Consider the following 24630-nt stretch of genomic DNA (forward strand, 5'->3'; position numbering starts at 1 on the left):
CCCCGGCTCGGCAGCGGGGGATCGGGTGGGGTCGTTCGCGCTCCGGAGGTCGGTCATAGCCAGTGGGCCACCAGTCCGAGGGTGACGGCGCCCAGCGCGGCCGTGGTGGCCAGTCGTGGCAGCACGAGGCCACGCGCACGTTCAGCGAACAACGCCACGCCGAACCATCGCCCTCGGGCCTTCGCGCACTGCAGCAGGTGGCGCTGAAGCGCTGGGTCGTAGAGGTGCGGGACGGCGGTGCCGACCGGGCCGACCTCGACGATCGGACGGAGCGGGCCGACTGGGCTGTTCATGGTGGGAACCTCTCTGCAAGTGGATGAAGCGGTCTGAAACCGGACGTATCAGCTCGGCAAGCACCATGCCTGCGCAAGCAATCGGTCCGGCCGCCGCCGATGGCCATCCAAATACCCATGCCAAGGCATGAATTCGAGCGCGATGTCAACCGCGAGGGAAGACCCTTCGTGTCCCTGTCTTGTCCCTGCCAGGGACGGCGGATGTCCCTTGACTGTCACCGGGGCCGTGCTCGCGCGTGTCCCTTGCGCCGGCATGTCCGACGGTCGCCGACGGTCGCCGGCGGGTGTCGGCCAGAGGCGCGCGCGGGGGCGCTTCAGAGGAGACACGATGCGTCGCAAGCCCGATGGACAGGGGCTTGCAGGGCAGGCTGCCTCGAATGAGGGGGGCTGTCCCCGCTTAAGAGATAGGGGGTGCGCGGGGCGCCCGTCGACTCCTAGACTTCGCAGCAATCGCATCGCAACAGGGGCGCCATCGGCGCACAGGAGGGTGATCATGCTCGCGACAGCCTGGTTCCAGAGAAGTCGACACATGGGTGCCCGACTCTTGGCAAGAGGGGTCCTGATGGCCGCCTCCGCGGCCGGCCTGCTCGGCCTGTCCGCGGTGCCCGCGACCGCCGCGCCGATCACGCTCACCACGACCCAGACCTCGGTGGTGCTGGACGCCGGCGACAGCGTCGTCATCACCGGCCAGATCACCAATGTCAGCGGCGGCCCGCTGCTGACCACGGACTTTTCCCCTCGCTCAGCGGCTATCCGTTCCCGTTCGTGGACGTGACGCCGCTGCTGGGCGATCCCGAGGTGGTGATCCCCGACCGGACGATCAGTCCCGTGCTCGACCTGTTGATGATCGCGACGCTGCCCGACATCCTCGCGGATCTGAACTTCGACCTCTCCATCCTGCTGTCGGACATCAACGGCAACTTCGCCGAAGAGGTGCTGGTGGCGGTGACGGTGCGCGCCGCGGCGGCGAGCGACGTGCCGGAACCCGGCACGCTCGCCCTGGCGCTGATCGCGCTGGTGCCGCTGGTCGTGCGACGCGCCCATCGCCGGGCCGATCCTTCCGGTCCGTCGGCGCTACCCGCCGGCACCTGAGCACGGACGGCCGGCGGATCACGCCGCCGGTCGCTTCCCTCTCCCGTCCCCCGTCCCCCGCGGCGACCGGCCTTCAGGCATCAGCGGACGCGCCCGGCACGACGGGTCCACTTCGACTCTCTTCGAGACATCACAAGGGGCAGGCATGGCCACAGTCGTCTCCGCGCGCGTGACCCTCGGCGCGCCATTCATCCAGCGCTTCGCCGGTCAGGTGAGGTTGAACATCCCGTTGATGAACATCGGTGAATCGGCGCTGCAAGGCGTGCAGATCACGAGCATCACCTACGGCAGCGCGACGCGGCAGAGCCCGCCGAACGCGCCCATCGTGCTGGGCACGCTCGGGGCCTCGTCGTCGACGACCTTCGCCGGGCGCTTCTCCGACGCGGGCCTGGTGGACAACGCCAACCTGCTGCTGACGGTGCGCGGGTCCTACGTCGTCGCCGGCGTGGCCTACGGCCTCACGGTCAGCCGCTACGTGCGTGTGCCGGCGGCGGGGAGCTTCCCGGCCGACGAGCTGCGCGCCTCGCTCGCGGTCACGACCACGCCCAACTACTGGAGCTACGCGCTGACCAACAACGAGCCGGCGGGCAGCGGCCAGCACATCGCGACGCTGTCGCTGTCGGTGAACGCGCCGGTGACGGTGACGGGCACGCCGCCGGGCTGGGAAGCGGACACCGACGGCATGACCTACGTGACCTGGGTCGCCTCGGACCTGGTCCCGCCGTATCCGAACCACGTGGCACCGGGGGCGACCTTGTCCGGCTTCCAGCTGATGAGCCCGCGCACGGGCTCCGAATCGACCGGCGCGAGCCTGGTCGCCTGGGACCACGCGGCCGACGACGCCGGCAAGGTGTCCGCCGACTACACGCTGACGCCGTCGCGCGCCTGAGCGGCGCCAGCAAGGAGTGATCCATGACAGAACGCACCTTCGGTTTCGGGCAACGCGTCGCGGCGCTCTTGCGACGCGGCATGGGCGGTTTCTCCGCCAGCGATTCGCCCGCCCTGCGATCGGATGACGCCATCGACCTCCAGGGGCATCTGGCCGACAACGCCTTCGACAACTTCACCCGCTCGCTGGGCAGCCAGGGCTCGCGCCGCGACGTGCTGAAGGTGTCGGTGCTGGGCGTGTTCTCGACGCTGGCCGGCGGCCTGCTGCCGCGCACGGCGCAGGCGGCGGCGGACTGCCTGTGCGGTCGCCAGCTCTACGACCCGGCGCTGCAGTGCTGCCTGCCCAGCGGCGCGATCGCCAACAAGCATCCGGTGGCGGACCTCGCGGCCTGCCCCAACAAGGTCGCGCACCCCGGCTACAGCTGCACGCCCAACGGCTGCGGCGCGGCGGGCGGCACGCAGTTCCCGTCGCAGTACGGCGCGGCCAGCTTCCTCGGCTGCTGCAACGGCCACGACTGCTGCTACGGCGAGTGCAACCAGGCCAAGGGCGGTTGCGACAACACCTTCTACAGCTGCATGACCAGTTCCTGCGACGCGGCCTACCCCGTCAACATGGTGCAGGTCGGACCGATCTCGGTGGACAGCAACAAGATCAAGCGCGGCGCCTGCAAGGCGGCCGCGGGCGCCTACTACCAGGCGGTCAACAACGCCGGCGGCGACGCCTTCACCGCGGCCCAGCAGGCCGGTTGCGATTGCTGCGGCACGCAGCCTTGCCCGACCTGCCCAGGCGGCACCTGCGGCGCGCTGCCGAGTTGCCAGGATCCGGGTTGCGTCTGCTTCCAGACCATCGAGGGCCGCGGCTTCTGCCATCTGCCGCAGTCGTGCGCGGGATTGCCGACCTGTTCGTCCTCGGCGGGTTGCCCGTCCGGATGGGCCTGCGTCAGCGTGACCTGCTGCGGATCGACGCCGATCTGTATCCGGCCCTGCTTCGTGGTCGGGTCGAGTCTGGCGAGCCGGTCGGCCTCGGTGCCCAGCTTCGGCATGACGACCGCCGGTCCGGCTCAGGGCTCGGGCGAGATGCGAGCGAAGTAAGGCAAGGCCTTGTCACGTCGCCCGGCCATTCGGCCGGGCGCGACCATTGGTGGCGACACCGGACAAGCGGAACGAATCGGAACGGAACGGGAAGGGAGACGCTTCATGGACATCCTGATCGTGTTGGGGGGCTGGTTCCTGGCGGGCGTGTTCGCGCTCGCGGCGTGGTCCAAGCTGGCGGAGCCGGATGCGACTGCGCAGGCACTGCGCAGCTTCGGCGTGCCGGCGGCGCCGGCGCGCGCTGGCGCCTGGCTGCTGCCGCTGCTGGAGTTCGCGGTCGCGCTGCTGGTGGTGCTGCCGTGGGCGCCCATGGTCGGCATCGCGCTGGCGGCCGGGCTGCTGGCCGTCTTCGCCGCGGCGATGGCGGCGCAGCTGGCGCAGGGCAACAAGCCCTCGTGCAACTGCTTCGGGCAGACGCGTTCGCAGCCGATCTCGTGGGCCAGCGTCGCGCGCAACGGCCTGCTGGTCGCGCTCGCGGCCTGGCTGCTGTCCGGCGCGCTGGCGGCTGAAGGCGCGGCATCGCTGACCGGCACGCTGGTCTCCAGCGGGCGGGGGCAGGTCTTGCTCTCGACGGTGCTGGTGCTCGCGGTGGGGCTGCTGGGCTGGCTGGTGCTGCATCTGGCGCGCCAGCAGGGACGCCTGCTGCTGAAGATCGACCACCTGGAGCTGCGGCTGCAGTCGCTGGGCATCGAGCCCGCGGGCGGCGTGCCCAGCCTGGAGTCGCTGGTGTCCAACCAGGTGCTGCATGTCGGCCAGGCCGCGCCGGCCTTCGCCGCGCCGACCGTGGCAGGCAACACGCGCACACTGGCGGACTACGTCGCACAGTCGGGCTCGCAGCTGCTGGTCTTCGTCGGACCGCAATGCGCGCCGTGCCACGAGGTCATGAAGGAGATGGCGTCCTGGCGCCGCCAGGACGGCGAACCGGTGCACTGGCTCACCATCAGCAGCGGCAGCGCCGAGTCCAACCGCACGACCTTCAACAACCTCGCGCCGGATCGCGTGGTGCTGCAGTCGGGGCAGGACATCAACCAGCTCTTCGGCGTGATCGCCACGCCGAGCGCGCTGTGGGTGGGCGCCGATGGCCGCATCCTGAGCACGGTGGCAGTGGGGCGCGACGCGATCCGAGCGTTGTACGACGCGCCGGTGCTGGCGCACGGTGAAGGTCACGCGCTGCCCTTGGCTTCCGCGTGATCGGCAGACCCCGGCAGGTGCCGGGGTCGTGCTGACGGATCACCAGAACCCGTCGATTCAAGGATCAGTGGATCCGAGGATCACTGGATCACGCCGCAGGCGATGCGCGCGCCGCCACCGCCCAACGGGGCAGGGTGGTCGGCGTGGTTGTCGCCGCCCGCGTGGACCATCAGCGCATGGCCCTTCACGTCGGCCAGCTTCAGGCGCGGCGCGAGCACGGGTTGCATCGCTTCCCCTTCCCCGTTGACGAACATCGGCGGCAGGTCACCCAGGTGGCCATCGCCCCAGGGTTCGCCGTGCTTGCCCGACTTCTTCGGATCGAAGTGGCCACCGGCCGCTTCAGCGGGGAGGGCTTGCCGTCCTTGTCGGCGGCGGCGCAGGACGGGTTCGCGTGCACGTGGAATCCGTGCAGCCCCGGCGGCAGGCCGGTGAGTTTGGGCGTGAACACGAGGCCGTATTTCGTGTCCTCCATCGTGACGGTGCCGACCGGGCCGCCTTCCCCCTGCGGGGTGGCGACCTTCAAGGTCACGGTGGCTTCGGCGGCGAGCGCGGCGGTCACGGGCAGGCAGGCCACCAGCGCGGCGGCCAGCAACGGGCGAAGGGTCATGCGAGTCTCCTGACTTGGGGGTGGGAACGGATGGCAATCCGTGTGCCCCCGTCGGAGCGACCTCCTCAGCGCGACACGATCAGGCGCAGTCCCAGTGCGACGAACACGGCGCCGGCGATGCGGTCCAGCCACAGGCCCGCACGCGGCTTGCGCTGCAGCCATTGGCCGATCGCGCCGGCGAAGTAGCCCAGCAGGCCGAACAGCACGGCCGCCTGCAGCGTGAAGGTCAGGCCGAGCAGGGCGGTCTGCGCGGCGACGTGTCCCTGCGCCGGCACGACGAACTGCGGCAGGAAGGACAGGAAGAACAGCACGACCTTCGGATTGATCGCGTTGGCGAAGACACCCTTGAAGAACAGGCGCGACAGCGAGTCCTCGACCTGCGACGCGTCGCCGACCGTCGCGCCGCCGCGGCTGCGCAGCGCCTTGATGCCGAGCCAGATCAGGTAGAGCCCGCCGCAGACCTTCAATGCGGTGAACGCGACCGGCGACGCTGCGATCAGCGCGCTGACGCCGATGGCGGCCAGTACCGTGTGGCTCAGGCAGCCGAGCGCGCACCCGAGGCCGAAGGCCATGCCGTGACGGCGTCCCTTCGAGATGCCCATGCCGAGCACCATCAGGTTGTCGGGACCCGGCGACGCCGTGATCAAGGTGGCAGCGAGCAGGAAACCGAAGAATTGTTCGAAGGTCAGCATGGGGGCGAATGATAGGTCTCGTCCCGGCGTCATCCAAAAGCAAACGGGCCTCGATCACTCGAGGCCCGTTGTGCTGGAAGTCTTGGCGGAGAGAGAGGGATTCGAACCCTCGGTAGGCTATTAACCTACACACGCTTTCCAGGCGTGCGACTTAAACCGCTCATCCATCTCTCCGAAGCCCGCCATCATAGCGCAGATTTTCGACCCCGAATGAAACTTGCGGGGCGAGTGGGCCGGCGGATGTGAAGGGGCAGGGCGATCGAACGCTCAGCGGCCCGGCTGGATCACCTTGTCGCTCTTGATCAGCGCCATCGCCGTGCCGATCAGGCCCGAGACCTCGCTCATGTTGGCCGGCACGATCATGGTGTTGTTCTTCTGGGCCAGCTGCGAGAAGGCCTCGACCGCCTTCTCCGCGACCTTCAGCTGCACCGCGTCGCTGCCGCCGGGCTGCTGGATCGCGGCCGCGACCTTGCGGATCGCCTCGGCGCTCGCTTCCGCCACGGACAGGATGGCCGCGGCCTCGCCCTGCGCCTTGTTGATCTCGGCCTGCTTCTCGCCCTCGGAGCGGGCGATCGCGGCCTCGCGCTCGCCGGTCGCGATGTTGATCTGCTCCTGGCGCCGGCCTTCCGAGGCCGCGATCAGCGCGCGCTTCTCGCGCTCCGCCGTGATCTGCGCCTGCATCGAACGCAGGATCTCCGCCGGCGGCGTCAGGTCCTTGATCTCATAGCGCAGCACCTTCACGCCCCAGTTCAGCGCGGCCTCGTCCAGCGCCTGCACGACGGAGCTGTTGATCACGTCGCGTTCCTCGAAGGTCCGGTCCAGCTCCATGCGGCCGATCACCGAGCGCAGCGTCGTCTGCGCCAGCTGCGTGATCGCGATGATGTAGTTGCTCGAGCCGTAGCTGGCGCGCATCGCGTCCGTCACCTGGAAGTACAGGATGCCGTCCACCGTCAGCTGGGTGTTGTCGCGCGTGATGCAGACCTGGCTGGGCACGTCGAGCGGGATCTCCTTGAGCGAGTGCTTGTAGGCCAGCCGGTCCACGAAAGGCACCAGGATGTTCAGTCCCGGCGTCAGCGTGCCGTGGTACTTGCCGAGCCGTTCCACGACCCAGGCGTTCTGCTGCGGGACCACCTTCACCGACTGGATGACGAAGACGATGGCGACGATCAGGATGACCAGGGCGATGATTTCCATGAGCGGGACTCTCCTCCGGGGAATGAAATGGTGGGACGGGACGGGGGGAAGGGCGGATCAGGCCGGCTCGACGAGCAGGCAACTGCCCTCGACGCCACGGATGACGTGTCGCCCGATGGCCGGAGCGCCGTTGCCGACGAAGCGCGCCTGCCAGGCGGCGCCGCGATAGCGGACCTCGGCGGTGCCGTCGGCGCGCCAGTGCGCGACGTCCAGGCTCTGGCCGATGTCGAGGTTGACGTTGGGGTTCTCTGCGGCAGGCAGTCTCGGGTGGCGACGCAGGCGCAGGTGCCACCAGGTCACCGCGCCGCCGCCGATCGCCGCGGCGATCACCAGCTGCGCCGAGAACGGCCCGCCGAGATGGGCCGTCAACGCGGCGGCTGCCGCGCCCAGCGCCAGCATCAAGAGATAGAACGTCGTGCCGGTCGCGAGCTCCGCCGCCACCAGCACGCCGCAGATCACCCACCACCAGGTGGCGAGACTCCAGTCCATCGATTCCTCCTAGCTGACTGCCGGACGATCCGTGATTCGCCCGGTCCTTCGAGTCGGGTCAGTGTACGCCCGGGGTCGGTGCTTGCCCGGTGGTTCCGAAGGGGGTGGGATCCCCGCTTTTCCGAGCCATTGAGACCCCATCCCCGGGTCATTGACGGGAGATCGGCGGCATGGCCGTTCTGTTTCTGCGACAACGCCCGATCAACACTTGCGTGACACGGCTGTAGCCCTACACTTCGCGCCTTTCTTGTTTGACCTGCCCCGATCCGGAGGCCTTCATGACGCCGCGTTTCCGCTTTCCCATCGTCATCATCGACGAGGACTATCGCTCCGAGAACACCTCGGGTTTGGGCATCCGCGCGCTCGCGGAGGCCATACAGAAAGAGGGCTTCGAGGTCCTGGGCGTCACGAGCTACGGCGACCTGAGCCAGTTCGCCCAGCAGCAGAGCCGCGCCAGCGCCTTCATCCTGTCGATCGACGACGAGGAGTTCTCCGGCAACGGCGACGGCGCGGAGCTGGACCCGGCGGTCCTGAACCTGCGCAAGTTCATCCAGGAGATCCGCTTCAAGAACGCGGACATCCCCATCTACGTCTACGGCGAGACGCGCACCTCGCAGCATCTGCCCAATGACGTGCTGCGCGAGCTGCACGGCTTCATCCACATGTTCGAGGACACGCCCGAGTTCGTGGCGCGTCACATCATCCGCGAGTCGAGGAGCTACCTCGACGGCCTGGCGCCGCCGTTCTTCAAGGCGCTGATGGCCTATGCGCAGGACGGTTCCTACTCGTGGCACTGCCCGGGGCACTCCGGCGGCGTGGCCTTCCTGAAGAGCCCGGTGGGCCAGATGTTCCACCAGTTCTTCGGCGAGAACATGCTGCGCGCCGACGTCTGCAACGCGGTCGAGGAACTGGGCCAGCTGCTGGACCACACCGGCCCGGTCGCCGAGAGCGAGAAGAACGCCGCCCGCATCTTCAATGCGGACCACTGCTTCTTCGTCACCAACGGCACGTCGACGTCCAACAAGATGGTCTGGCACCACACGGTGGCGCCGGGCGACATCGTGGTCGTGGACCGCAACTGCCACAAGTCCATCCTGCACAGCATCATCATGACCGGCGCGGTGCCGGTCTTCATGACGCCCACGCGCAACCACTACGGCATCATCGGCCCGATCCCGGAGAGCGAGTTCTCGCCCGAGACCATCCGCAAGAAGATCGCCAAGAACCCGCTGCTCAAGGGCGTGGACGCGAAGAAGGCCAAGCCGCGGATCATGACGCTGACGCAGAGCACCTACGACGGCGTGCTCTACAACACCGAGACCATCAAGTCCAAGCTGGACGGCTGGATCGACACGCTGCACTTCGACGAGGCGTGGCTGCCGCACGCGGCCTTCCACAACTTCTACGGCTCGTACCACGCGATGGGCAAGCACCGTCCGCGTCCGAAGACCGCGATGGTCTACGCCACGCAGTCGACCCACAAGCTGCTGGCCGGCATCTCGCAGGCCTCGCAGGTGCTGGTGCAGGACTCGCAGAACGTCAAGCTGGACAAGCACCTGTTCAACGAGGCGTACCTGATGCACACCTCGACCAGCCCGCAGTACTCGATCATCGCCAGCTGCGACGTCGCGGCCGCGATGATGGAGCCCCCGGGCGGCACCGCTCTGGTGGAAGAGTCCATCAGCGAGGCGCTGGACTTCCGCCGCGCGATGCGCAAGGTCGAGAAGGACTACGGCAAGGACTGGTGGTTCAAGGTCTGGGGTCCGGACAAGCTCGCCACCGACGGCATCGGCAAGGCCGCCGACTGGATGTTGAAGGCCAACGAGAAGTGGCACGGCTTCGGCCCGATCGAGGCCGGCTTCAACATGCTGGATCCGATCAAGTCCACGGTCATCACGCCGGGGCTGGACATGAGCGGCAAGTTCGCCAAGACCGGCATCCCGGCCAGCATCGTCACCAAGTTCCTGGCCGAGCACGGCGTGGTGGTCGAGAAGACGGGTCTGTACTCGTTCTTCATCATGTTCACCATCGGCATCACCAAGGGCCGCTGGAACACGCTGCTGACCGCATTGCAGCAGTTCAAGGACGACTACGACCGCAACGCGCCGATCTGGCGCATCCTGCCGGACTTCGTCGCGGCCTTCCCGCGCTATGAGCGCATGGGCCTGCGCGACCTGAGCCAGAGCGTGCACGAGGCCTATGCCTCGGGCGACATCGCGCGCCTGACGACCGAGGTCTACCTGTCGGAGCTGGAGCCGGCGATGAAGCCGTCGGACGCGTATGCGCACATCGCGCATCGCAAGACGGAGCGCGTCGAGATCGACAAGCTGGAAGGCCGCGTCACGACCGCGCTGCTGACGCCGTATCCCCCGGGCATCCCGCTGCTGATCCCGGGCGAGCGCTTCAACAAGCGCATCGTCGACTACCTGAAGTTCACCAGAGACTTCAACGCCAAGTTCCCGGGCTTCGCCACCGACGTCCACGGCCTCGTGGCGGAGAAGGGCGACGACGGCATCACGCGCTACTACGTGGACTGCGTGATCGACACGAAGAAGTAACCAGCGCCCCACAAACGCCAACAGGCCCCGAGGGGCCTGTTGTCGCTCGTGATCCTCGGTTGGAGCCGGCGGAAGCCGGGCCGGGGTCGACGATTTGTGGAGCCTGCGAGACGTATGAGGAGACCCCGGCGCGGCTTTCGCCGGTGACCGGAGTCATCCGACGGTCACTCCGTCCCGGCCATCGCGCCGTGGCTGAAGCCGCCGTCGACGTAGACGATTTCCGAGCTGATGCCGCCTGCAAGATCAGACAGCAGGAAGGCGGCGGTGTTGCCGACGTCCTCGATCGTGACGTTGCGCTTGATGGCGGCGCTGTCCGCGAACTGCTTGAGCAGCTTGCCGAAGTCCTTGATGCCGGAGGCGGCCAGCGTCTTGATCGGGCCGGCGGAGATGCCGTTCACCCGGATGCCCTTGCTGCCCAGGCCATAAGCGAGGTAGCGCACGCTGGCTTCCAGCGACGCCTTGGCCAAGCCCATCGTGTTGTAGTTGGGAACGAAGCGGTCCGCCCCCAGATAGGACAGGGTCAGCAGCGCGGCACCGGCGCGCAGGCGCGGCTGTGCGGCCTTGGCCATGGCCGGGAAGCTGTAGGCGGAGATGTCGTGCGCGATGCGGAAGTTCTCGCGCGTCATGCCGTCCAGGAATTCGCCGGCGATCGCTTCGCGCGGCGCGAAGCCGATCGAATGCACGAAACCGTCGAATTCCGGCCAATGCTGACCGAGGTCCTCGAACAGGCGATCGATCTGGGCGTCGTCGCTCACGTCGCAATCGAACACCAGTTTGGAATCGAACTCGGCGGCGAATTCGGTGATGCGATCCTTGAAGCGCTCGCCCTGGTAGCTGAAGGCCAGTTCAGCGCCTTCGCGGTGGCAGGCCTTGGCGATGCCGTAGGCGATCGAGCGGTTGGACAGCACGCCCGTGATCAGCAGTCGCTTGCCAGCGAGAAATCCCATGTCTGCTCCTGGTATTCATAGATTCGAGGGAGGCCGGGATTCTCGCACGTCACGCTGTGACGGATGACGCAGCCTTGTCGGCACGCTGTTTGCATAGTACACTTCTAGCTTCGCTGAAAAAGTGAACGGTGGGCGGATTCATCCAGCCCATTTTTTTGGCTGTTCCTAAACTGTTCCCGAACTCTTCCCAAGCGCCTGTTACAGGGCCAATACTTTCGTCGATGAATTTGAGCTGGCAAGCCGTTGTTGAAAAAACCGTGACCGGACTCGGTTACGAGGTGGTGGGCTGCGAACGCAGCGCCGGGGGCTTGCTGCGCGTGTACATCGACAAGCCGCTGGTGAATGGCCAGGAACCGGAGACACCGGTCAACGTCGAGGATTGTGAGCGCGTCACGCGCCAGTTGCGCTATGTGATGGAAGTCGAGGAAGTCGACTACACGCGCCTGGAAGTGTCGACCCCCGGTCTCGACCGTCCGCTGAACAATGCTGGCGACTACGCCCGGTTCAACGGTCACGAAGTGGAAATCACATTGCGCGAGGCTTTCCAAGGTCGCAAGAAGTACCGGGGTGTCCTGGTTGCGGCCGAAGGCGTGGCGCAGGACGACTGGAACGCGCTGGCGCAGAACACCGCCTGGCGCGTGATCTTCATGGACGGCAAGACCGAGCAGGTGCTGGACTTCGCGCTGGACGAAGTGCGCTCGGCCAAGCTGGTGCCGGAGATCGTTTTCAAGGGTCGCGCGTCGAAATCGACGGGTGACGCTGCCGCGGATGCCGCGGCGAAAAAGAACACGGGCTTGGCGCCCGGATCGGAATCGGCTGACGGAGCGGCTGCGAAGCCCAAGGCGTCGAAGAAGAAGAGCAATGCCAAGTCCCGGCAGACGGATGACAAGGTTGACGGAGGTCTCGATCAATGAACCGCGAACTGTTGATGCTGGTGGACGCCATCTCGCGCGAGAAGAGCGTGGAGCGCGATGTGGTGTTCGGCGCCGTTGAGGCGGCACTGGCCTCGGCCACCAAGAAGTTGTATGGCGGCGAGGTCGATATCCGCGTGGCCATCGATCGCGACACCGGCGAATATGAGACCTTCCGCCGTTGGCACGTCGTGCCCAACGAGGCCGGCCTGCAGAATGCCGACTCTGAAATCCTGTTGTTCGAAGCGCAGGAACAGATCGCCGACATCGAGGTGGACGACCACATCGAGGAAGGCGTCGAGTCCGTGCCGATCGGCCGGATCGGTGCCCAGGCGGCCAAGCAGGTCATCCTGCAGAAGATCCGCGATGCCGAGCGCGAACAGCTGCTGAACGACTTCATGTCGCGCGGCGAGCGCATCTTCGTCGGCACGGTCAAGCGCCTGGACAAGGGCGACATCATTGCCGAGTCGGGCCGCGTCGAGGGCCGCCTCAAGCGCAACGAGATGATCCCGAAGGAGAACCTGCGCACCGGCGACCGCGTCCGCGCGGTGATCCTGGGCATCGACCCGACGCAGCGCGGTCCGCAGATCATGCTGTCGCGTTCCTCCGGCGAGTTCATGAAGGAACTCTTCGCGCAGGAAGTGCCGGAGATCGAGCAGGGCCTGCTCGAGATCAAGAACGCCGCCCGCGATGCCGGCAGCCGCGCCAAGATCGCCGTCGTCTCGTACGACAAGCGCGTCGACCCGATCGGCACCTGCGTCGGCGTGCGCGGTTCGCGCGTCAACGGCGTGACCAACGAGCTGGCCGGCGAGCGCGTGGACATCGTGCTGTGGTCGGAGGATCCGGCGCAGTTCGTCATCGGCGCGCTGGCGCCGGCGAACGTGCAGTCGATCGTCGTGGACGAGGAGCGTCACGCGATGGACGTCGTCGTCGACGAGGAGAACCTCGCGATCGCGATCGGCCGCGGTGGCCAGAACGTGCGCCTGGCCTCGGAGCTGACCGGCTGGAAGATCAACATCATGACCGCCGAGGAATCCGCCGCCAAGCAGGCCGAGGAATCCGACGGCGTGCGCAAGCTGTTCGTCGAGAAGCTGGACGTGGATGAGGAAGTCGCCGACATCCTGATCGCCGAAGGCTTCGCCTCGCTGGAAGAAGTCGCCTACGTCCCGATGCAGGAGATGCTCGAGATCGAGTCCTTCGACGAGGAGACCGTGAACGAGCTGCGCACCCGTGCCAAGGACGCCCTGCTGACGATGGAAATCGCCCGCGAGGAAAAGGTCGAGGAGGTCTCCCAGGACCTGCGCGACCTGGACGGCGTCACCCCCGAGCTGATCGCCAAGCTGGCGGCCGGCGACATCCATACCCGTGACGACCTGGCAGACCTGGCCGTTGACGAATTGGTCGAGATTTCGTCCCTGGACGAGGCAGCGGCACGCGCTTTGATCATGAAGGCGCGCGAGCACTGGTTCAACGCATAACGCCCGAGCAGACACGCTCTGAAGCGATTTCAAGCGAAACCAGACCGCTCCGCCCCACACAAGATTTAAGGATTTCAACAATGGCCGTGACCACCGTCGCCCAGCTGGCCGCAGAGCTCAACAGGCCTGCGACCACGTTGCTGGAGCAGCTCCAAGCTGCGGGCGTCAAGAAGGCGTCCGCCGAGGACACCTTGAACGAAAGCGACAAGGAACGTCTGCTGGATCACCTGCGCACCGCGCACGGGACCGCTGGCGGCGCCGAGCGCAAGAAGATCACGCTGACCCGCAAGTCCACCAGCGAGATCAAGCAGGCCGATGCCTCGGGCAAGGCTCGCACGATCCAGGTCGAGGTGCGCAAGAAGCGCGTCTTCGTCAAGCGCGAGGATGGTGTCGATGACGCCACCGCCGCCGCTGCCGAGGAAGCCGAACTGAAGCGCCGCGAGGAAGAGGCCCAGGCGCAAGCCGAGGCCCTGCGTCAGCAGGAAGAGGAACTCGCCCGCAAGGTGCGCGAGCGTGAGGACGCCGAGCGCGCCGCCCGCGAAGCGGAAGAGAAGCGTCGCGAGGAAGAGCGCGCCGCGCGTGAAGCGGCTGAAGCCGCCGCCGCCGAAGCCGCGGCCAAGGCCGCCGCCGAAGCGGAAGCGCGCAAGATCGCCGACGCCGCCAAGTCCAAGGCCGAGAAGGCTGCGGACAAGGCCGCCGAGAAGGCCGCGGCCGCTGCTGCGCCCGCGCCGGCCCCGGTGGTCGCCGCGCCTGCCCCAGCCCCGGCCCCGGTCGAACCCGCCAAGCCCGTGCTGCGCGTGGTGAAGGCCGCGGACGTCGCCGCCGACGAGAAGGCTCGCCAGGGCGAGCTGGAGCGTCGCCGCAAGGCGGCCGAGGCCGAGGCTGCCGCCATCCGCGCGATGATGAACGCGCCCAAGAAGGTGCTGGTCGCGAAGAAGGAAGAACCCAAGCCCGAGGCCACGCCGGCCGCCGGCATCAAGGGCACCATCCACAAGAAGCCGGGCGGCGCTCCGGGTGCCGCAGGCACCACGGCTGCCGCAGGCGCGAAGCCGGGCGACAAGAAGTCGGTCAAGTCCGAGAAGCTGTCCTCCAGCTGGGCTGACGACGCCAAGAAGCGTGGCGTCGCCGGCAAGCCGGGTGGCGGCCGTACCGACGGTCCGGCACGTCCTGGCGGCGGCACGAGCTGGCGCGCGCCGGGCCGTGGCGGTGCCGGTGGCCGCCGTGGCGGCCGCGACGATCGCAGCGCCTCGCCCTCGAATTTCCAGGCTCCGAACGAGCCGGTGGCCCAGGAAGTGCACGTTCCCGAAACCATCTCGGTCGCCGATCTGGCGCACAAGATGTCGGTGAAGGCCTCCGAGGTCATCAAGCAGCTGATGAAGCTGGGTCAGATGGTCACCATCAACCAGCAGCTGGACCAAGAAACGGCCATGATCCTGGTCGAGGAAATGGGCCACAAGGCGTTCGCCGCCAAGCTGGACGATCCGGACGCGTTCCTGGAAGAAGAGGGCGCCGCCGCCGAAGGCCAGCACGAGCTGCTGCCCCGCGCGCCGGTCGTCACCGTCATGGGTCACGTCGACCACGGCAAGACCTCGCTGCTGGACAGCATCCGCCGCGCCCGCGTGGCGGCGGGCGAAGCCGGCGGCATCACGCAGCACATCGGCGCTTATCACGTCGACACGCCGCGCGGCATGATCACCTTCCTCGACACCCCGGGTCACGAGGCCTTCACGGCCATGCGTGCCCGCGGCGCCCAGGCGACGGACATCGTCATCCTGGTCGTGGCCGCTGATGACGGCGTGATGCCGCAGACCAAGGAAGCGATCCACCACGCCAAGGCTGCGGGCGTGCCGATCGTGGTCGCGATGAACAAGATCGACAAGCCCGACGCCAACGCCGAGCGCGTGAAGAGCGAGCTGGTCGCCGAGCAGGTCGTGCCGGAAGAGTTCGGCGGTGAATCGCCGTTCGTCCCGGTGTCGGCCAAGACCGGCCAGGGCATCGACGATCTGCTGGAACAGGTGCTGCTGCAGGCCGAAGTGCTGGAACTCAAGGCCGCGAAGGATTCGATGGCCAAGGGTCTGGTCATCGAAGCCAAGCTGGACAAGGGCCGCGGCCCGGTCGCGACGGTGCTGGTGCAGTCCGGTACCCTCAAGCGCGGTGACGTGGTGCTGGCCGGATCGACCTACGGTCGTGTCCGCGCCATGCTGGACGAAGACGGCAAGAACGCCACCGAAGCCGGCCCGTCGATCCCGGTCGAGATCCAGGGTCTGACGGAAGTGCCGCGCGCCGGTGACGAGTTCATGGTGTTGAGCGACGAACGCCGCGCCCGTGAAATCGCGACCTTCCGCGCCGGCAAGTACCGTGACGTCAAGCTGGCCCGCCAGCAGGCCTCGAAGCTGGAGAACATGTTCGCGGAAATGACCGCCGGCGACGTGCAGACGCTGCCGCTGATCATCAAGGCCGACGTGCAAGGCTCGCAGGAAGCCCTGGCTTCCTCGCTGCTCAAGCTGTCGACCGAGGAGGTCAAGGTCCAGATCGTGCACGCCGCGGTGGGCGCGATCAGCGAGTCCGACATCAACCTGGCGATCGCCTCCAAGGCCGTCGTGATCGGCTTCAACGTGCGTGCCGATGCCGGCGCGCGCAAGGTGGCCGAGCACAACGACGTCGACCTGCGCTACTACAACATCATCTACGACGCCGTGGATGAGGTGAAGGCGGCAATGGCCGGCATGCTGGCTCCGGAGCAGCGCGAGGAGATCATCGGTACCGCCGAGATCCGCACCGTGTTCGTGGCGACCAAGATCGGCACCATCGCCGGTTCGATGATCACCAGCGGTCACGTGACGCGCAACGCGCGCTTCCGCCTGCTGCGCGACAACGTCGTGGTCTACACCGGCGAGATCGAGTCGCTCAAGCGCCTGAAGGACGACGTCAAGGAAGTCCGCGAAGGCTTCGAGTGCGGTATCAAGCTGAAGAACTACAGCGACATCAAGGAAGGCGACCAGCTGGAAGTCTTCGAAATCAAGGAAGTGGCGCGCACGCTGTAAACCAGCCTGCCGTCGCTCCACGCCCGGCGGGTCGTACCGCCGGGCTTTGTTGTTTGAGAGAGTGAGGAAAGAGCCATGCGTCACAAGCGATCTATCCCCAACCGCGGTCTGCGCGTGGCGGACCAGATCCAGCGCGACCTGGCCGAGCTGATCCGGGACCTCAAGGACCCGCGCGTCGGCATGGTGACGATCAATGCGGTGGAGGTCACGCCCGACTACGCGCATGCGAAGGTCTACTTCTCGCTGCTGGTCGGCGATCCGGAAGCGACCGGCGCGGCGCTGAACGAGGCGGCGGGATTCCTGCGCAACGGCCTGTTCAAGCGGCTGCAGATCCACACCGTGCCGAGCCTGCATTTCCATTTCGACCGCACGATCGAGCGCGCCGCCGAGATGAGCGCGCTGATCAACAAAGCGAACCTGTCCCGAGCCAAGGACGACGAGACCACCGAGGACTGAGGTCCTCCGAGCCAGAAAGACGGCGTCCCGAGAGGGCCGCCGCGTAGTGATGAGCGCAGTAGCCCCCGCCCCAAGATCGTGAAGCGCGCCGTGCACGGCGTGTTGATGCTGGACAAGCCCATCGGCCTGACCAGCAACGACGCATTGCAGAAGGTCAAGCGCCTGCTGCGCGCCGAGAAGGCCGGCCACACCGGCACGCTGGATCCGCTGGCGACCGGGCTGCTGCCGCTGACCTTCGGCGCGGCGACCAAGTTCAGCCAGGTCTCGCTGGAGGCTGACAAGGGCTACCGCGCGACGCTGCGCCTGGGCATCACGACCACGACCGGCGACGGTGAAGGCGAGATCGTCGAGCAGCGCGACGAGGTCGCGAAGTCGCTGGACCTGGAGGCGATCCGCGCGGCCTGCGAAGGCTTCCGCGGCGCGATCTCGCAGCTGCCGCCGATGTACTCGGCGCTGAAGCATCAGGGCCGCGCGCTGTACGAGCTCGCCCGCGAAGGCGTGACCGTCGAGCGCCAGCCGCGCAATGTGACGATTCATGCACTGGACATCGTCGAGTGGCACCCTTCGGAGCTGCTGCTGGTGATCGACGTGCGTTGCACCAAGGGCACCTACATCCGCACGCTGGGCGAGGACATCGGCGCCAAGCTCGGCTGCGGCGCGCACCTGGCCGGCCTGCGCCGGACGGCGAGCGGTCCGGTCTCGATCGAGCGGGCGGTGACGCTGGAGCAGATCGAGGCGCTGGACGAAGACGCCCGCCTGTCGCTGCTGACCGCGCCGGACAGCCTGCTGGGCGAATGGCCCGAGGTCGAGTTGAGCAACGACGAGGCCGGTCGCTTCCTGTCCGGCATGCGCCGGCGCGTGACGCTGACCGACATGCCGCAGGTGCGTGTCTACGGCCAGGCGCCGCGTGCCTTCCTGGGCAGCGCCCACGTGGCCGGCGGCGAGCTGATCGCCGACCGGCTGCTGAGCCCGACCGAAATCGCTTCCATGCTGATGCAGGCCGCCTGAGCCCGCATCGCCTAAAAGATCCGAGACATCCCGAGTTCCCCGACTTCCTCCGAATCCAGAGAAAGCCCCTAGCGAAAGCCGCCCCATGAGCAAGCAAATCCGCAACATCGCCATCATCGCCCACGTCGACCATGGCAAGACCACCATGGTGGACCAGCTCCTTCGCCAGAGCGGCACCTTCGCCGAGCACGAGAAGGTCGTCGACACCGTGATGGACAACAACGCCATCGAACGTGAGCGCGGCATCACCATCCTGGCCAAGAACTGCGCGGTCAGCTGGGAAGGCACGCACATCAACATCGTCGACACCCCGGGACACGCGGACTTCGGCGGTGAAGTCGAGCGCGCGCTGTCGATGGTCGACGGCGTGGTGCTGCTGATCGACGCGCAGGAAGGCCCGATGCCGCAGACGCGCTTCGTGACCAAGAAGGCGCTGGCGCTGGGCCTGAAGCCCATCGTCGTCGTCAACAAGGTCGACAAGCCGGGCGCCAAGCCGGATGCCGTCATCAACGCCGCGTTCGACCTGTTCGACAAGCTGGGCGCCACCGACGAGCAGCTGGACTTCCCCGTCGTGTACGCGTCGGGCATCAACGGCTGGTCGTCGCTGGAAGAAGGCGCGCCGGGCGAGAAGTGGGGCGAGGACATGTCCGCCCTGTTCAACACCGTGCTCAAGCACGTGCCGTCGCAGAAGGGCGATCCGGATGCGCCGCTGCAGCTGCAGATCTCCGCGCTGGACTTCTCGACCTTCGTCGGTCGCATCGGCGTCGGCCGCATCAGCCAGGGCACGCTGAAGCCCTCGCAGGACGTGCTGGTCATGGAAGGTCCGGACGGCAAGTCCGTCAAGGGCCGCATCAACCAGGTGCTGACCTTCCAGGGTCTGGACCGCGTGCAGGCCACGGAAGCCGGCCCCGGCGACATCGTGCTGATCAACGGCATCGAGGAGATCGGCATCGGCGTGACCGTCACCAGCCCGAGCAGCCCGGCCCCGCTGCCGATGCTCAAGGTCGACGAGCCGACGCTGACGATGAACTTCTGCGTCAACACCTCGCCGCTGGCCGGCCGCGAAGGCAAGTTCGTCACCAGCCGCCAGATCTGGGACCGCCTGCAGAAGGAACTGCAAGCCAACGTCGCGCTGCGCGTGAGCGAGACCGACGAGGACGGCATCTTCGAAGTGATGGGCCGCGGCGAACTGCACCTGACCATCCTGCTGGAAAACATGCGCCGTGAAGGCTACGAGCTGGCCGTGTCGAAGCCGCGCGTGGTGTTCCAGACCATCAACGGCGAGAAGTGCGAGCCGATCGAGCTGGTCACCGCCGACGTGGAAGAAACCCACCAGGGCGGCGTCATGCAAGCCCTGGGCGAGCGCAAGGGCGAGCTGGTGAACATGGAGCCGGACGGCCGCGGTCGCGTGCGCCTCGAGTACCGCATCCCGGCCCGCGGCCTGATCGGCTTCTCGAACGAGTTCCTGAACCTGACGCGCGGCTCGGGCCTGATCTCCAACATCTTCGACGGCTACGAGCCCCACAAGGGCGACATCGCCGGTCGCAAGAACGGCGTGCTGATCTCCATGGACGCCGGTGAAATCTTCACCTACGCCCTGGGCAAGCTGGACGACCGCGGCCGCATGTTCGTGAAGCCGAACGACCCGGTCTACGAAGGCATGATCGTCGGCATCCACAACCGCGACAACGACCTGATCGTCAACGCGACCCGCACCAAGCAGCTGACCAACTTCCGCGTCAGCGGCAAGGAAGACGCCATCAAGGTGACGCCGCCGATCGACCTGACGCTGGAATACGGCGTCGAGTTCATCGAGGACGACGAGCTGGTCGAGATCACGCCGAAGTCGGTGCGGCTGCGTAAGCGCCACCTGTCGGAAAACGAGCGCAAGCGCGCGCTGCGGAGCTGATCGGCGGGCGCCTGGGCTGCGAAGTCCGGGCGTCGGTCGCCGAGGCATGAGGCCCCAGCGGCAAGCGCTGAAACCTCACGCCTCGCCGCCCCCAACCAGCACCGTCCTTCCAAGGTTTTGCGACCGAGGACCTCGTGAAATGAATACGCCCGGTGCATCACTGCATCGGGCGTTTTCTTTTGGCCACGGAGGGCCAGGTTGTGCTTCGGCAAAAGAAAAGCGACCCGTAGGTCGCTTTCCGCGGAGCAGGGAGGCTCAGCTTTGGGATTGCTTGCGGCGACGCACGCCGATCAGGCCAAGCAGGGCGACGGAGGCCAGGGCCAGGGAGGCCGGCTCCGGCACGTTGCCGTTGTTGGTGCCGCCGCCGGAGGCCTTGTTGCCCGAGACGGAGAACAGCTTGACGAAATCGTAGCCCGCGTAGCTGCTGCCGATACCGCGCGTCAGGCCGGTGGTCGAGCCGTCGGCGCCCGTCGGGCTGCCGCCCAGCTGCGAGTTGTAGGCGGTGATGATCCACCAGCTCGAGGTCAGGCTGGTGTTCAGGTTGACCGAGGAGTTGGCGTTGTTGCCGACGTCCGCGTAGCTGTTGACCAGCGACCAGCCGTTGGCCGACTTCAGGTTCGCGGCGGTCTTGCCGGCGATCGTCGAGGCAACGTCCACACCAGTGGTGCTGCCGGTGTAGGCCAGCACGGTGATGTCGCTGTCGTACTGCCACCAGCCCAGCTTGACCTGGGTCAGGTTCACGGCGGAGTCGAACTTCAGCAGGATCAGGTCCTGGTAGCCGTAGTTGTCCAGCGCATGGTTGGGCGACTGCGCGTCACCGCTCGGCGCCGTGACGCCGAAACCGCTGCCGCCGTAGTACGCCAGCGTGCTCTGGGCGAAGCCGTTGGTGCTCGAATAGGCGCCGCCGGAGGTGTTGATCGCCGCCGAGTAGGCCGAGTAGCTGACGTTGGGCGCCGCATCGCCGGTCTCGCTGCAGTTGCTGACGCAGCTGCCCGCGGTCCAGGTGGAAAGCGCATGCGCGCTGAACGGCAGCAGCGACGCGAGCGCCACGGCAGCCATCCCGATCAGGCGTTGTTGAACTCTTTGCATGGTTTCCCCTCGGTGCCCCGACGTGATCGGAGTTGTCAGATTCGTTGGACCTTCAGTTAGCAAGGCCTGGGCCAAGGTCCTGAATGTCTTGCGGCACAAGCACTTGTCGTTGAATGTGTCCGCCTCTGGAACAGGACTGTAAGTTCTTCCGACAGGCGCTGGAACCCCTCACCAGAGGGGCTTTCGGCGCTCAGCGCAGCGTCTGGCTCAAGGCCTGCGCCTCCTTGTGACTTTCGAACGCCGTGCTGCGCAGCGCCGCGTCCAGCTCCTCCCGCGCCTCGGTCTTGCGCCCGGCCTTGGCCAGCGCGGCGGCGAGGTGATAGCGGATGTCCGGACTGTTGGGCTCGCGCAGGCGCGCGTCGCGCAGCAGCTGCAGCGCGCGGTCGCCGTTGCCGGCCAGGTGGTAGGCCCATCCGGCCGTGTCGATGACGGACGGGTTGCGCGGGTCCAGCGCCAGGGCCTTCTCGGCCACCGTCGCCGCAGCCGCCGCCTCGCCCTGGCGGATCATCGTGTTCGCGAGGTTGTTCAGCGCTTCGACGTCATTGGGCCGGAGCTTGAGCGCCGCGTCGTAACTGCGGCGGGCCGCGGGGAATGCCCCGGCGCGCGCCTGGGCGTCGCCGAGCGCCTTCCAGGCCGCGAGGTCGGCCGGATGCGTCTTCAGCCAGCGTTCCGCCAGATCCTGGGCTGCCTTGCCGGCAGCATCCTGCCGGCTCAGGGCGCGCATCAGGGCCAGCAGGCTGCCGCTGGTGGGCTGGACCTCATGGGCCTTGCGCAGCGCCTCCAGTGCCTGGGCGGGCTGCTTGCGGGCCTGGGCCACGTCCGCCAGCAGCGAGTAGCCCAGCGCCGCCTGGGGGCGGAGCTGGACGACCTGCTTCGCCTGCTTCTCGGCCAGCGCCAGGTTCCCTTGTTGCATCGCCACCGTCGAGGACAGCGCCAGTGCGCCGACATGCTGCGGCGCGGCCTGGAGCGCCTTGTCCAGGCTGTAGGCGGCGCCGACCAGGTCGCGTGCGTCCAGTTGGAGTCCGGCGATCTGCGCCAGCGGATCCGCGCCGAATCCGGAGCGCCGCGCCGCGTTGGTCAAGGTCGCCGTGGCGCCCTTGACGTCGCGGTTGGCGAGCTGCGCGCGGGCGTAGGTGATCAGCGTCTGCGGATCGTCGGGCGCCTTGCCGAGCAGCTTGCGGGCCGCTTCGAGCGCCGGTGCCGGCTGCTCCTGTTTCAGCAGCCAGGCGACCAGCGCCTGGTCGGCCCGCGTGTTGCGCGAGGTGCTCACGTCGGTGGCCTTGGACAGCCAGCGCTGCACCTCGGCCGTCTGGCCGCGGGCTTCGCTCAGCAGCGCCATCTCGTAGAGCGCGTCGGCGTTCTTCTCGTCGGCCTTCAGCAGCGCGGCGAGACGCGCCTGGGCCGCATCGAACTGGCGTTCGGTGATGTCGACCCGCGCCAGTCCGAGTTGCGCCTCGACCAGGCTGGGGTCGAGCTGGGCGGCCTTCTGGTAGGCCTCGCGCGCGCCGGCCGCATTGTTGGCCGCGCGGCGCGCCACGCCGAGCTGGATCCACGCGGTCGGGTTGTTGGGGTCCTGCTTGACCAGCTTGTCCGCGATGACGACGGCCTTGGCGGTCTGCCCGCCGCGCAGGTAGAGCGAGACCAGCGCCATGCCCGCATAGACCTGGCGCGGATCGCGCTGGAAGGCCTTCTCCAGCTCGCCGACGGCGTCGCCGGACTGGCCGCCGCGCAGCAGCGACAGGCCGAGCGCCGTGCGGAACTCCGGCGCGTCCCGGGACTTCAGCGCCTCCTGCATCAGCGTGGCGGCGCGCGCATGGCGGCCTTGCGCCATCTGCAGCGTGGCCATCATCACCAGCGCCTGGCCGTCGCCGGGGAAGGCCTTGAGGTAGGACTCCAGCACCTCGCCGGCGCGATCGAGGTTGGGCTCCGCCACATAGACCTGCGCCAGCAGCTTGGACAGCGGGCTGTTGGGGGTCTGGCGCTGCGCGTACTCGAGGTAGGGCTTGGCCTTCTCCATCTCGCCCAGGCCGTAGTGGGCCAGGCCGTTGAGCATCAACGCCTGGGGGCGGAAACGGATGAACTCGATCGGCACCGGGTCCAGCTCGGCGGTGACGGCCTTCAGCGCGGCCTTGGCCGCGGCGGCGTCATGGCGGCGCTCGGCGAGCACCGCGCTGAGATAGAGGGCGCGCGGCTCGCTGGGCGCGAGCTTCAAGGCGGACTGGACCTGTGCCAACGCGTCGGCATCGCGGTTCAGGTCGATGAGCAGGCCGCCGCGCGCCAGCTGCGCTTCGAGGTGGCGAGGATCGGCCGCGATCGCGCGCTCATATCCCTTGAGCGCGTCGTCGAGCTTGCCCTGGACGTGCGGCACGGTGGCGCGCTGGTAGAGCGCCTCGCCGTTGCCCGGCGCCAGGCGCAGCGCCTGCTCGGCCGCGGCGGTGGCCTGGTCGAACTGTCGTGCGCGCAGGCGCAGCGGCACCTCGGCCAGCCAGATGTCGGCGTTGTCGGGCGGAATGGCGCGCGCCAGGTCGATCTGGGCCTGCGCCCGCGACGGATCGCCGAGGTCCGAGGCCGCCGCCGCGCGCACCAGCAGCAGCGGCTTGCGGATGTTGTCGGGCAGGCCGTCGGGCACCAGCGCCGGTTGCTTGAACACCTCCGCCTGCTTGCCCTGCGCGACCAGGGCCTGCGCCAGCGGCACGGCCACTTCGGCGCGGTTGATGCCTTGCGACAGCGCCTCGTTGAATTCGATCTCGGCGGCGGCGGCCTCGCTGCGCATCAGCAGCGCCTTGCCCAGCAGCACGTGCACCGTGAGCATCCGGGCATCCTGCTGCAGCGCGTTCTTGAGCTGGATGACGGCGCCGTCGATGTCCTGGCGCTCGAAGCGCTTGAGCGCGTCCTCGTAGTAGCGCGCGGCCTTGACGCTGTCCGCCTGCGCGGTCGAGGCGCCCATCGCCAGCAGCGCCAGCAGTGCCGCAGCGGCGGGACGTCGCCAGCCGGTCCTGCGAAGAGTGCTCATCTCGTCCCCCGGGGATGTTGTTCTGTGGCGCGGCGGATGCCGTCGCGGCGCGCAGGCGGGCAGGGCGCCCGCGTGGCGGGGCGTGGACCGGCGTCGCAGGGACGCCCGTCCGCGCCGAGGATCACTTGCGGTAGTTGTCGAAGCTCAGCGGCAGGTCGGGCAGCGCCTTGCGCAGCGCGGCCTGCGCGCCTTGCAGGTCGTCCAGCGACTTGCCGGTGATGCGCACGATGTCGCCTTCGATCTGGGCCTGCACCTTGAGCTTGCTCTCCTTGATCGCGGCGACGACCTTCTTGGCCTCGGGCGCTTCCAGGCCGTTCTTGATCTTGTAGACCTGCTTGACGCGGTCGCCGCCGAGCTTCTCGATCTTGTCCTGCTTGTCGACGAAGCCGAGCACGACGCCCTGCTTGGTCAGCTTCGAATAGAGCACGGCCTCGATCTGCTCGAGCTGGAACTCGGCGTCGCCGGTGGCGTGGACTTCCTTTTCCTTGTCCTTCCACTCGATGGCGGCGCTGGTGCCCTTGAAGTCGAAGCGGGTGGCGATTTCCTTGGCGCTGGCGTCCACGCTGTTGCGGACCTTCACCATGTCGGGTTCGAGGACGGTGTCAAAGCTGGGCATGTGTACGGCTCTTTCAGAGGGGCGGGCGACGGCCGATTGTCGGGCGCCGGTCACCGGAGGGAT

General features: G+C 67.6%; 20 protein-coding genes, 1 tRNA gene and 1 pseudogene. 12 read left to right on the forward strand and 10 right to left on the reverse strand.

The genetic code is table 11. The features are described 5' to 3' along the window. Positions 1-53 precede the first annotated feature (53 nt). Positions 54-293, reverse strand: coding sequence for a hypothetical protein (locus ACQ86G_RS16800; RefSeq protein WP_431256408.1), 240 nt, complete (start codon positions 291-293; stop codon positions 54-56). A gap of 562 nt (positions 294-855) precedes the next feature. Between ACQ86G_RS16800 and ACQ86G_RS16805 the strand changes: the two genes are divergently transcribed. The 5 genes from ACQ86G_RS16805 to ACQ86G_RS16825 all read left to right on the forward strand — a co-directional run bounded on the left by ACQ86G_RS16805 (position 856) and on the right by ACQ86G_RS16825 (position 4556). Beyond that, positions 856-1068 (forward strand): hypothetical protein, encoded by a 213-nt coding sequence (locus ACQ86G_RS16805; protein ID WP_431256409.1) that lies wholly within the window; start codon positions 856-858, stop codon positions 1066-1068. Continuing rightward, positions 1065-1385, forward strand: coding sequence for a PEP-CTERM sorting domain-containing protein (locus tag ACQ86G_RS16810; protein ID WP_431256410.1), 321 nt, complete (start codon positions 1065-1067; stop codon positions 1383-1385). Before ACQ86G_RS16805 ends, ACQ86G_RS16810 begins: the two co-directional genes overlap by 4 nt. A gap of 145 nt (positions 1386-1530) precedes the next feature. Beyond that, positions 1531-2274, forward strand: a complete 744-nt coding sequence (locus ACQ86G_RS16815; RefSeq protein ID WP_431256411.1) for a hypothetical protein — start codon at positions 1531-1533, stop codon at positions 2272-2274. Positions 2275-2297: 23 nt separating this feature from the next. Next, positions 2298-3365 (forward strand): hypothetical protein, encoded by a 1068-nt coding sequence (locus ACQ86G_RS16820; RefSeq protein ID WP_431256412.1) that lies wholly within the window; start codon positions 2298-2300, stop codon positions 3363-3365. A 105-nt stretch (positions 3366-3470) separates the two neighbouring features. After that, the gene (locus tag ACQ86G_RS16825; protein WP_431256413.1) at positions 3471-4556 is read left to right on the forward strand and encodes a MauE/DoxX family redox-associated membrane protein; all 1086 of its coding nucleotides are present in this window, start codon (positions 3471-3473) and stop codon (positions 4554-4556) included. An 80-nt stretch (positions 4557-4636) separates the two neighbouring features. Here ACQ86G_RS16825 and sodC read toward each other — a convergent pair. The 5 genes and pseudogenes from sodC to ACQ86G_RS16850 form a co-directional block, all read right to left on the reverse strand. Next, positions 4637-5163, reverse strand: a pseudogene (gene sodC, locus ACQ86G_RS16830) (superoxide dismutase [Cu-Zn] SodC). A 65-nt stretch (positions 5164-5228) separates the two neighbouring features. Further along, entirely contained in the window at positions 5229-5855 is a 627-nt protein-coding gene (locus tag ACQ86G_RS16835) for a LysE family translocator (protein WP_431256414.1), read from the reverse strand. 83 nt (positions 5856-5938) lie between these two features. Beyond that, positions 5939-6029: transfer RNA gene (locus ACQ86G_RS16840), tRNA-Ser, on the reverse strand. A gap of 93 nt (positions 6030-6122) precedes the next feature. Beyond that, the gene (locus ACQ86G_RS16845) at positions 6123-7049 is read right to left on the reverse strand and encodes an SPFH domain-containing protein (protein ID WP_067274606.1); all 927 of its coding nucleotides are present in this window, start codon (positions 7047-7049) and stop codon (positions 6123-6125) included. A gap of 57 nt (positions 7050-7106) precedes the next feature. Continuing rightward, positions 7107-7538, reverse strand: a complete 432-nt coding sequence (locus ACQ86G_RS16850; protein ID WP_431256415.1) for an NfeD family protein — start codon at positions 7536-7538, stop codon at positions 7107-7109. A gap of 278 nt (positions 7539-7816) precedes the next feature. On the opposite strand from ACQ86G_RS16850, the gene ACQ86G_RS16855 reads away from it, so the two are divergent. Beyond that, the gene (locus ACQ86G_RS16855) at positions 7817-10096 is read left to right on the forward strand and encodes an Orn/Lys/Arg decarboxylase N-terminal domain-containing protein (RefSeq protein ID WP_431052006.1); all 2280 of its coding nucleotides are present in this window, start codon (positions 7817-7819) and stop codon (positions 10094-10096) included. A 164-nt stretch (positions 10097-10260) separates the two neighbouring features. Here ACQ86G_RS16855 and fabI read toward each other — a convergent pair whose 3' ends face one another. Beyond that, on the reverse strand, positions 10261-11043 hold the full coding sequence (gene fabI, locus ACQ86G_RS16860; protein WP_431256416.1) for an enoyl-ACP reductase FabI: 783 nt from the start codon (positions 11041-11043) through the stop codon (positions 10261-10263). Positions 11044-11264: 221 nt separating this feature from the next. On the opposite strand from fabI, the gene rimP reads away from it, so the two are divergent. The 6 genes from rimP to typA all read left to right on the forward strand — a co-directional run bounded on the left by rimP (position 11265) and on the right by typA (position 19849). After that, positions 11265-11957 (forward strand): ribosome maturation factor RimP, encoded by a 693-nt coding sequence (rimP, locus tag ACQ86G_RS16865; RefSeq protein WP_431256417.1) that lies wholly within the window; start codon positions 11265-11267, stop codon positions 11955-11957. Then, the gene (gene nusA / locus ACQ86G_RS16870; RefSeq protein WP_431256418.1) at positions 11954-13432 is read left to right on the forward strand and encodes a transcription termination factor NusA; all 1479 of its coding nucleotides are present in this window, start codon (positions 11954-11956) and stop codon (positions 13430-13432) included. The genes rimP and nusA overlap by 4 nt, the downstream gene beginning before the upstream one ends. 80 nt (positions 13433-13512) lie before the next feature. Next, positions 13513-16476, forward strand: a complete 2964-nt coding sequence (gene infB, locus ACQ86G_RS16875; protein WP_431256419.1) for a translation initiation factor IF-2 — start codon at positions 13513-13515, stop codon at positions 16474-16476. Positions 16477-16551: 75 nt separating this feature from the next. Then, positions 16552-16932, forward strand: coding sequence for a 30S ribosome-binding factor RbfA (gene rbfA, locus ACQ86G_RS16880; RefSeq protein ID WP_331616714.1), 381 nt, complete (start codon positions 16552-16554; stop codon positions 16930-16932). A gap of 105 nt (positions 16933-17037) precedes the next feature. After that, the gene (gene truB, locus ACQ86G_RS16885; RefSeq protein WP_431261427.1) at positions 17038-17940 is read left to right on the forward strand and encodes a tRNA pseudouridine(55) synthase TruB; all 903 of its coding nucleotides are present in this window, start codon (positions 17038-17040) and stop codon (positions 17938-17940) included. A gap of 85 nt (positions 17941-18025) precedes the next feature. Next, positions 18026-19849 (forward strand): translational GTPase TypA, encoded by a 1824-nt coding sequence (gene typA, locus ACQ86G_RS16890; RefSeq protein WP_431052016.1) that lies wholly within the window; start codon positions 18026-18028, stop codon positions 19847-19849. 255 nt (positions 19850-20104) lie between these two features. Here the strand turns inward: typA and xdp1 are convergent, their stop codons facing one another. From xdp1 to ACQ86G_RS16905, 3 genes are all read right to left on the reverse strand, one after another. Next, positions 20105-20938 (reverse strand): exosortase-dependent surface protein XDP1, encoded by an 834-nt coding sequence (xdp1, locus tag ACQ86G_RS16895; RefSeq protein ID WP_431256420.1) that lies wholly within the window; start codon positions 20936-20938, stop codon positions 20105-20107. A 190-nt stretch (positions 20939-21128) separates the two neighbouring features. After that, positions 21129-23951, reverse strand: a complete 2823-nt coding sequence (prsT, locus tag ACQ86G_RS16900; RefSeq protein ID WP_431256421.1) for an XrtA/PEP-CTERM system TPR-repeat protein PrsT — start codon at positions 23949-23951, stop codon at positions 21129-21131. Between the two features lie 121 nt (positions 23952-24072). Continuing rightward, positions 24073-24567: a YajQ family cyclic di-GMP-binding protein gene (locus ACQ86G_RS16905; RefSeq protein ID WP_297528740.1), complete on the reverse strand. Its 495-nt coding sequence runs from the start codon at positions 24565-24567 to the stop codon at positions 24073-24075. Positions 24568-24630: the final 63 nt, after the last annotated feature.

It is taken from the genome of Roseateles chitinivorans, from assembly GCF_050632145.1.
GTDB lineage: Bacteria > Pseudomonadota > Gammaproteobacteria > Burkholderiales > Burkholderiaceae_C > Roseateles > Roseateles chitinivorans_B.

Bases quoted from the DNA above. Each gene is read 5' to 3' on its own strand.
- ACQ86G_RS16825 (WP_431256413.1), top strand. From the start codon at position 3,471: ATGGACATCCTGATCGTGTTGGGGGGCTGGTTCCTGGCGGGCGTGTTC.
- ACQ86G_RS16815 (WP_431256411.1), top strand. From the start codon at position 1,531: ATGGCCACAGTCGTCTCCGCGCGCGTGACCCTCGGCGCGCCATTCATC.
- fabI (WP_431256416.1), bottom strand. From the start codon at position 11,043: ATGGGATTTCTCGCTGGCAAGCGACTGCTGATCACGGGCGTGCTGTCC.
- rimP (WP_431256417.1), top strand. From the start codon at position 11,265: ATGAATTTGAGCTGGCAAGCCGTTGTTGAAAAAACCGTGACCGGACTC.
- truB (WP_431261427.1), top strand. From the start codon at position 17,038: ATGCTGGACAAGCCCATCGGCCTGACCAGCAACGACGCATTGCAGAAG.
- typA (WP_431052016.1), top strand. From the start codon at position 18,026: ATGAGCAAGCAAATCCGCAACATCGCCATCATCGCCCACGTCGACCAT.
- prsT (WP_431256421.1), bottom strand. From the start codon at position 23,951: ATGAGCACTCTTCGCAGGACCGGCTGGCGACGTCCCGCCGCTGCGGCA.
- ACQ86G_RS16805 (WP_431256409.1), top strand. From the start codon at position 856: ATGGCCGCCTCCGCGGCCGGCCTGCTCGGCCTGTCCGCGGTGCCCGCG.
- ACQ86G_RS16835 (WP_431256414.1), bottom strand. From the start codon at position 5,855: ATGCTGACCTTCGAACAATTCTTCGGTTTCCTGCTCGCTGCCACCTTG.
- infB (WP_431256419.1), top strand. From the start codon at position 13,513: ATGGCCGTGACCACCGTCGCCCAGCTGGCCGCAGAGCTCAACAGGCCT.
- rbfA (WP_331616714.1), top strand. From the start codon at position 16,552: ATGCGTCACAAGCGATCTATCCCCAACCGCGGTCTGCGCGTGGCGGAC.
- xdp1 (WP_431256420.1), bottom strand. From the start codon at position 20,938: ATGCAAAGAGTTCAACAACGCCTGATCGGGATGGCTGCCGTGGCGCTC.
- ACQ86G_RS16800 (WP_431256408.1), bottom strand. From the start codon at position 293: ATGAACAGCCCAGTCGGCCCGCTCCGTCCGATCGTCGAGGTCGGCCCG.
- ACQ86G_RS16855 (WP_431052006.1), top strand. From the start codon at position 7,817: ATGACGCCGCGTTTCCGCTTTCCCATCGTCATCATCGACGAGGACTAT.
- ACQ86G_RS16905 (WP_297528740.1), bottom strand. From the start codon at position 24,567: ATGCCCAGCTTTGACACCGTCCTCGAACCCGACATGGTGAAGGTCCGC.
- ACQ86G_RS16850 (WP_431256415.1), bottom strand. From the start codon at position 7,538: ATGGACTGGAGTCTCGCCACCTGGTGGTGGGTGATCTGCGGCGTGCTG.
- ACQ86G_RS16845 (WP_067274606.1), bottom strand. From the start codon at position 7,049: ATGGAAATCATCGCCCTGGTCATCCTGATCGTCGCCATCGTCTTCGTC.
- ACQ86G_RS16820 (WP_431256412.1), top strand. From the start codon at position 2,298: ATGACAGAACGCACCTTCGGTTTCGGGCAACGCGTCGCGGCGCTCTTG.
- nusA (WP_431256418.1), top strand. From the start codon at position 11,954: ATGAACCGCGAACTGTTGATGCTGGTGGACGCCATCTCGCGCGAGAAG.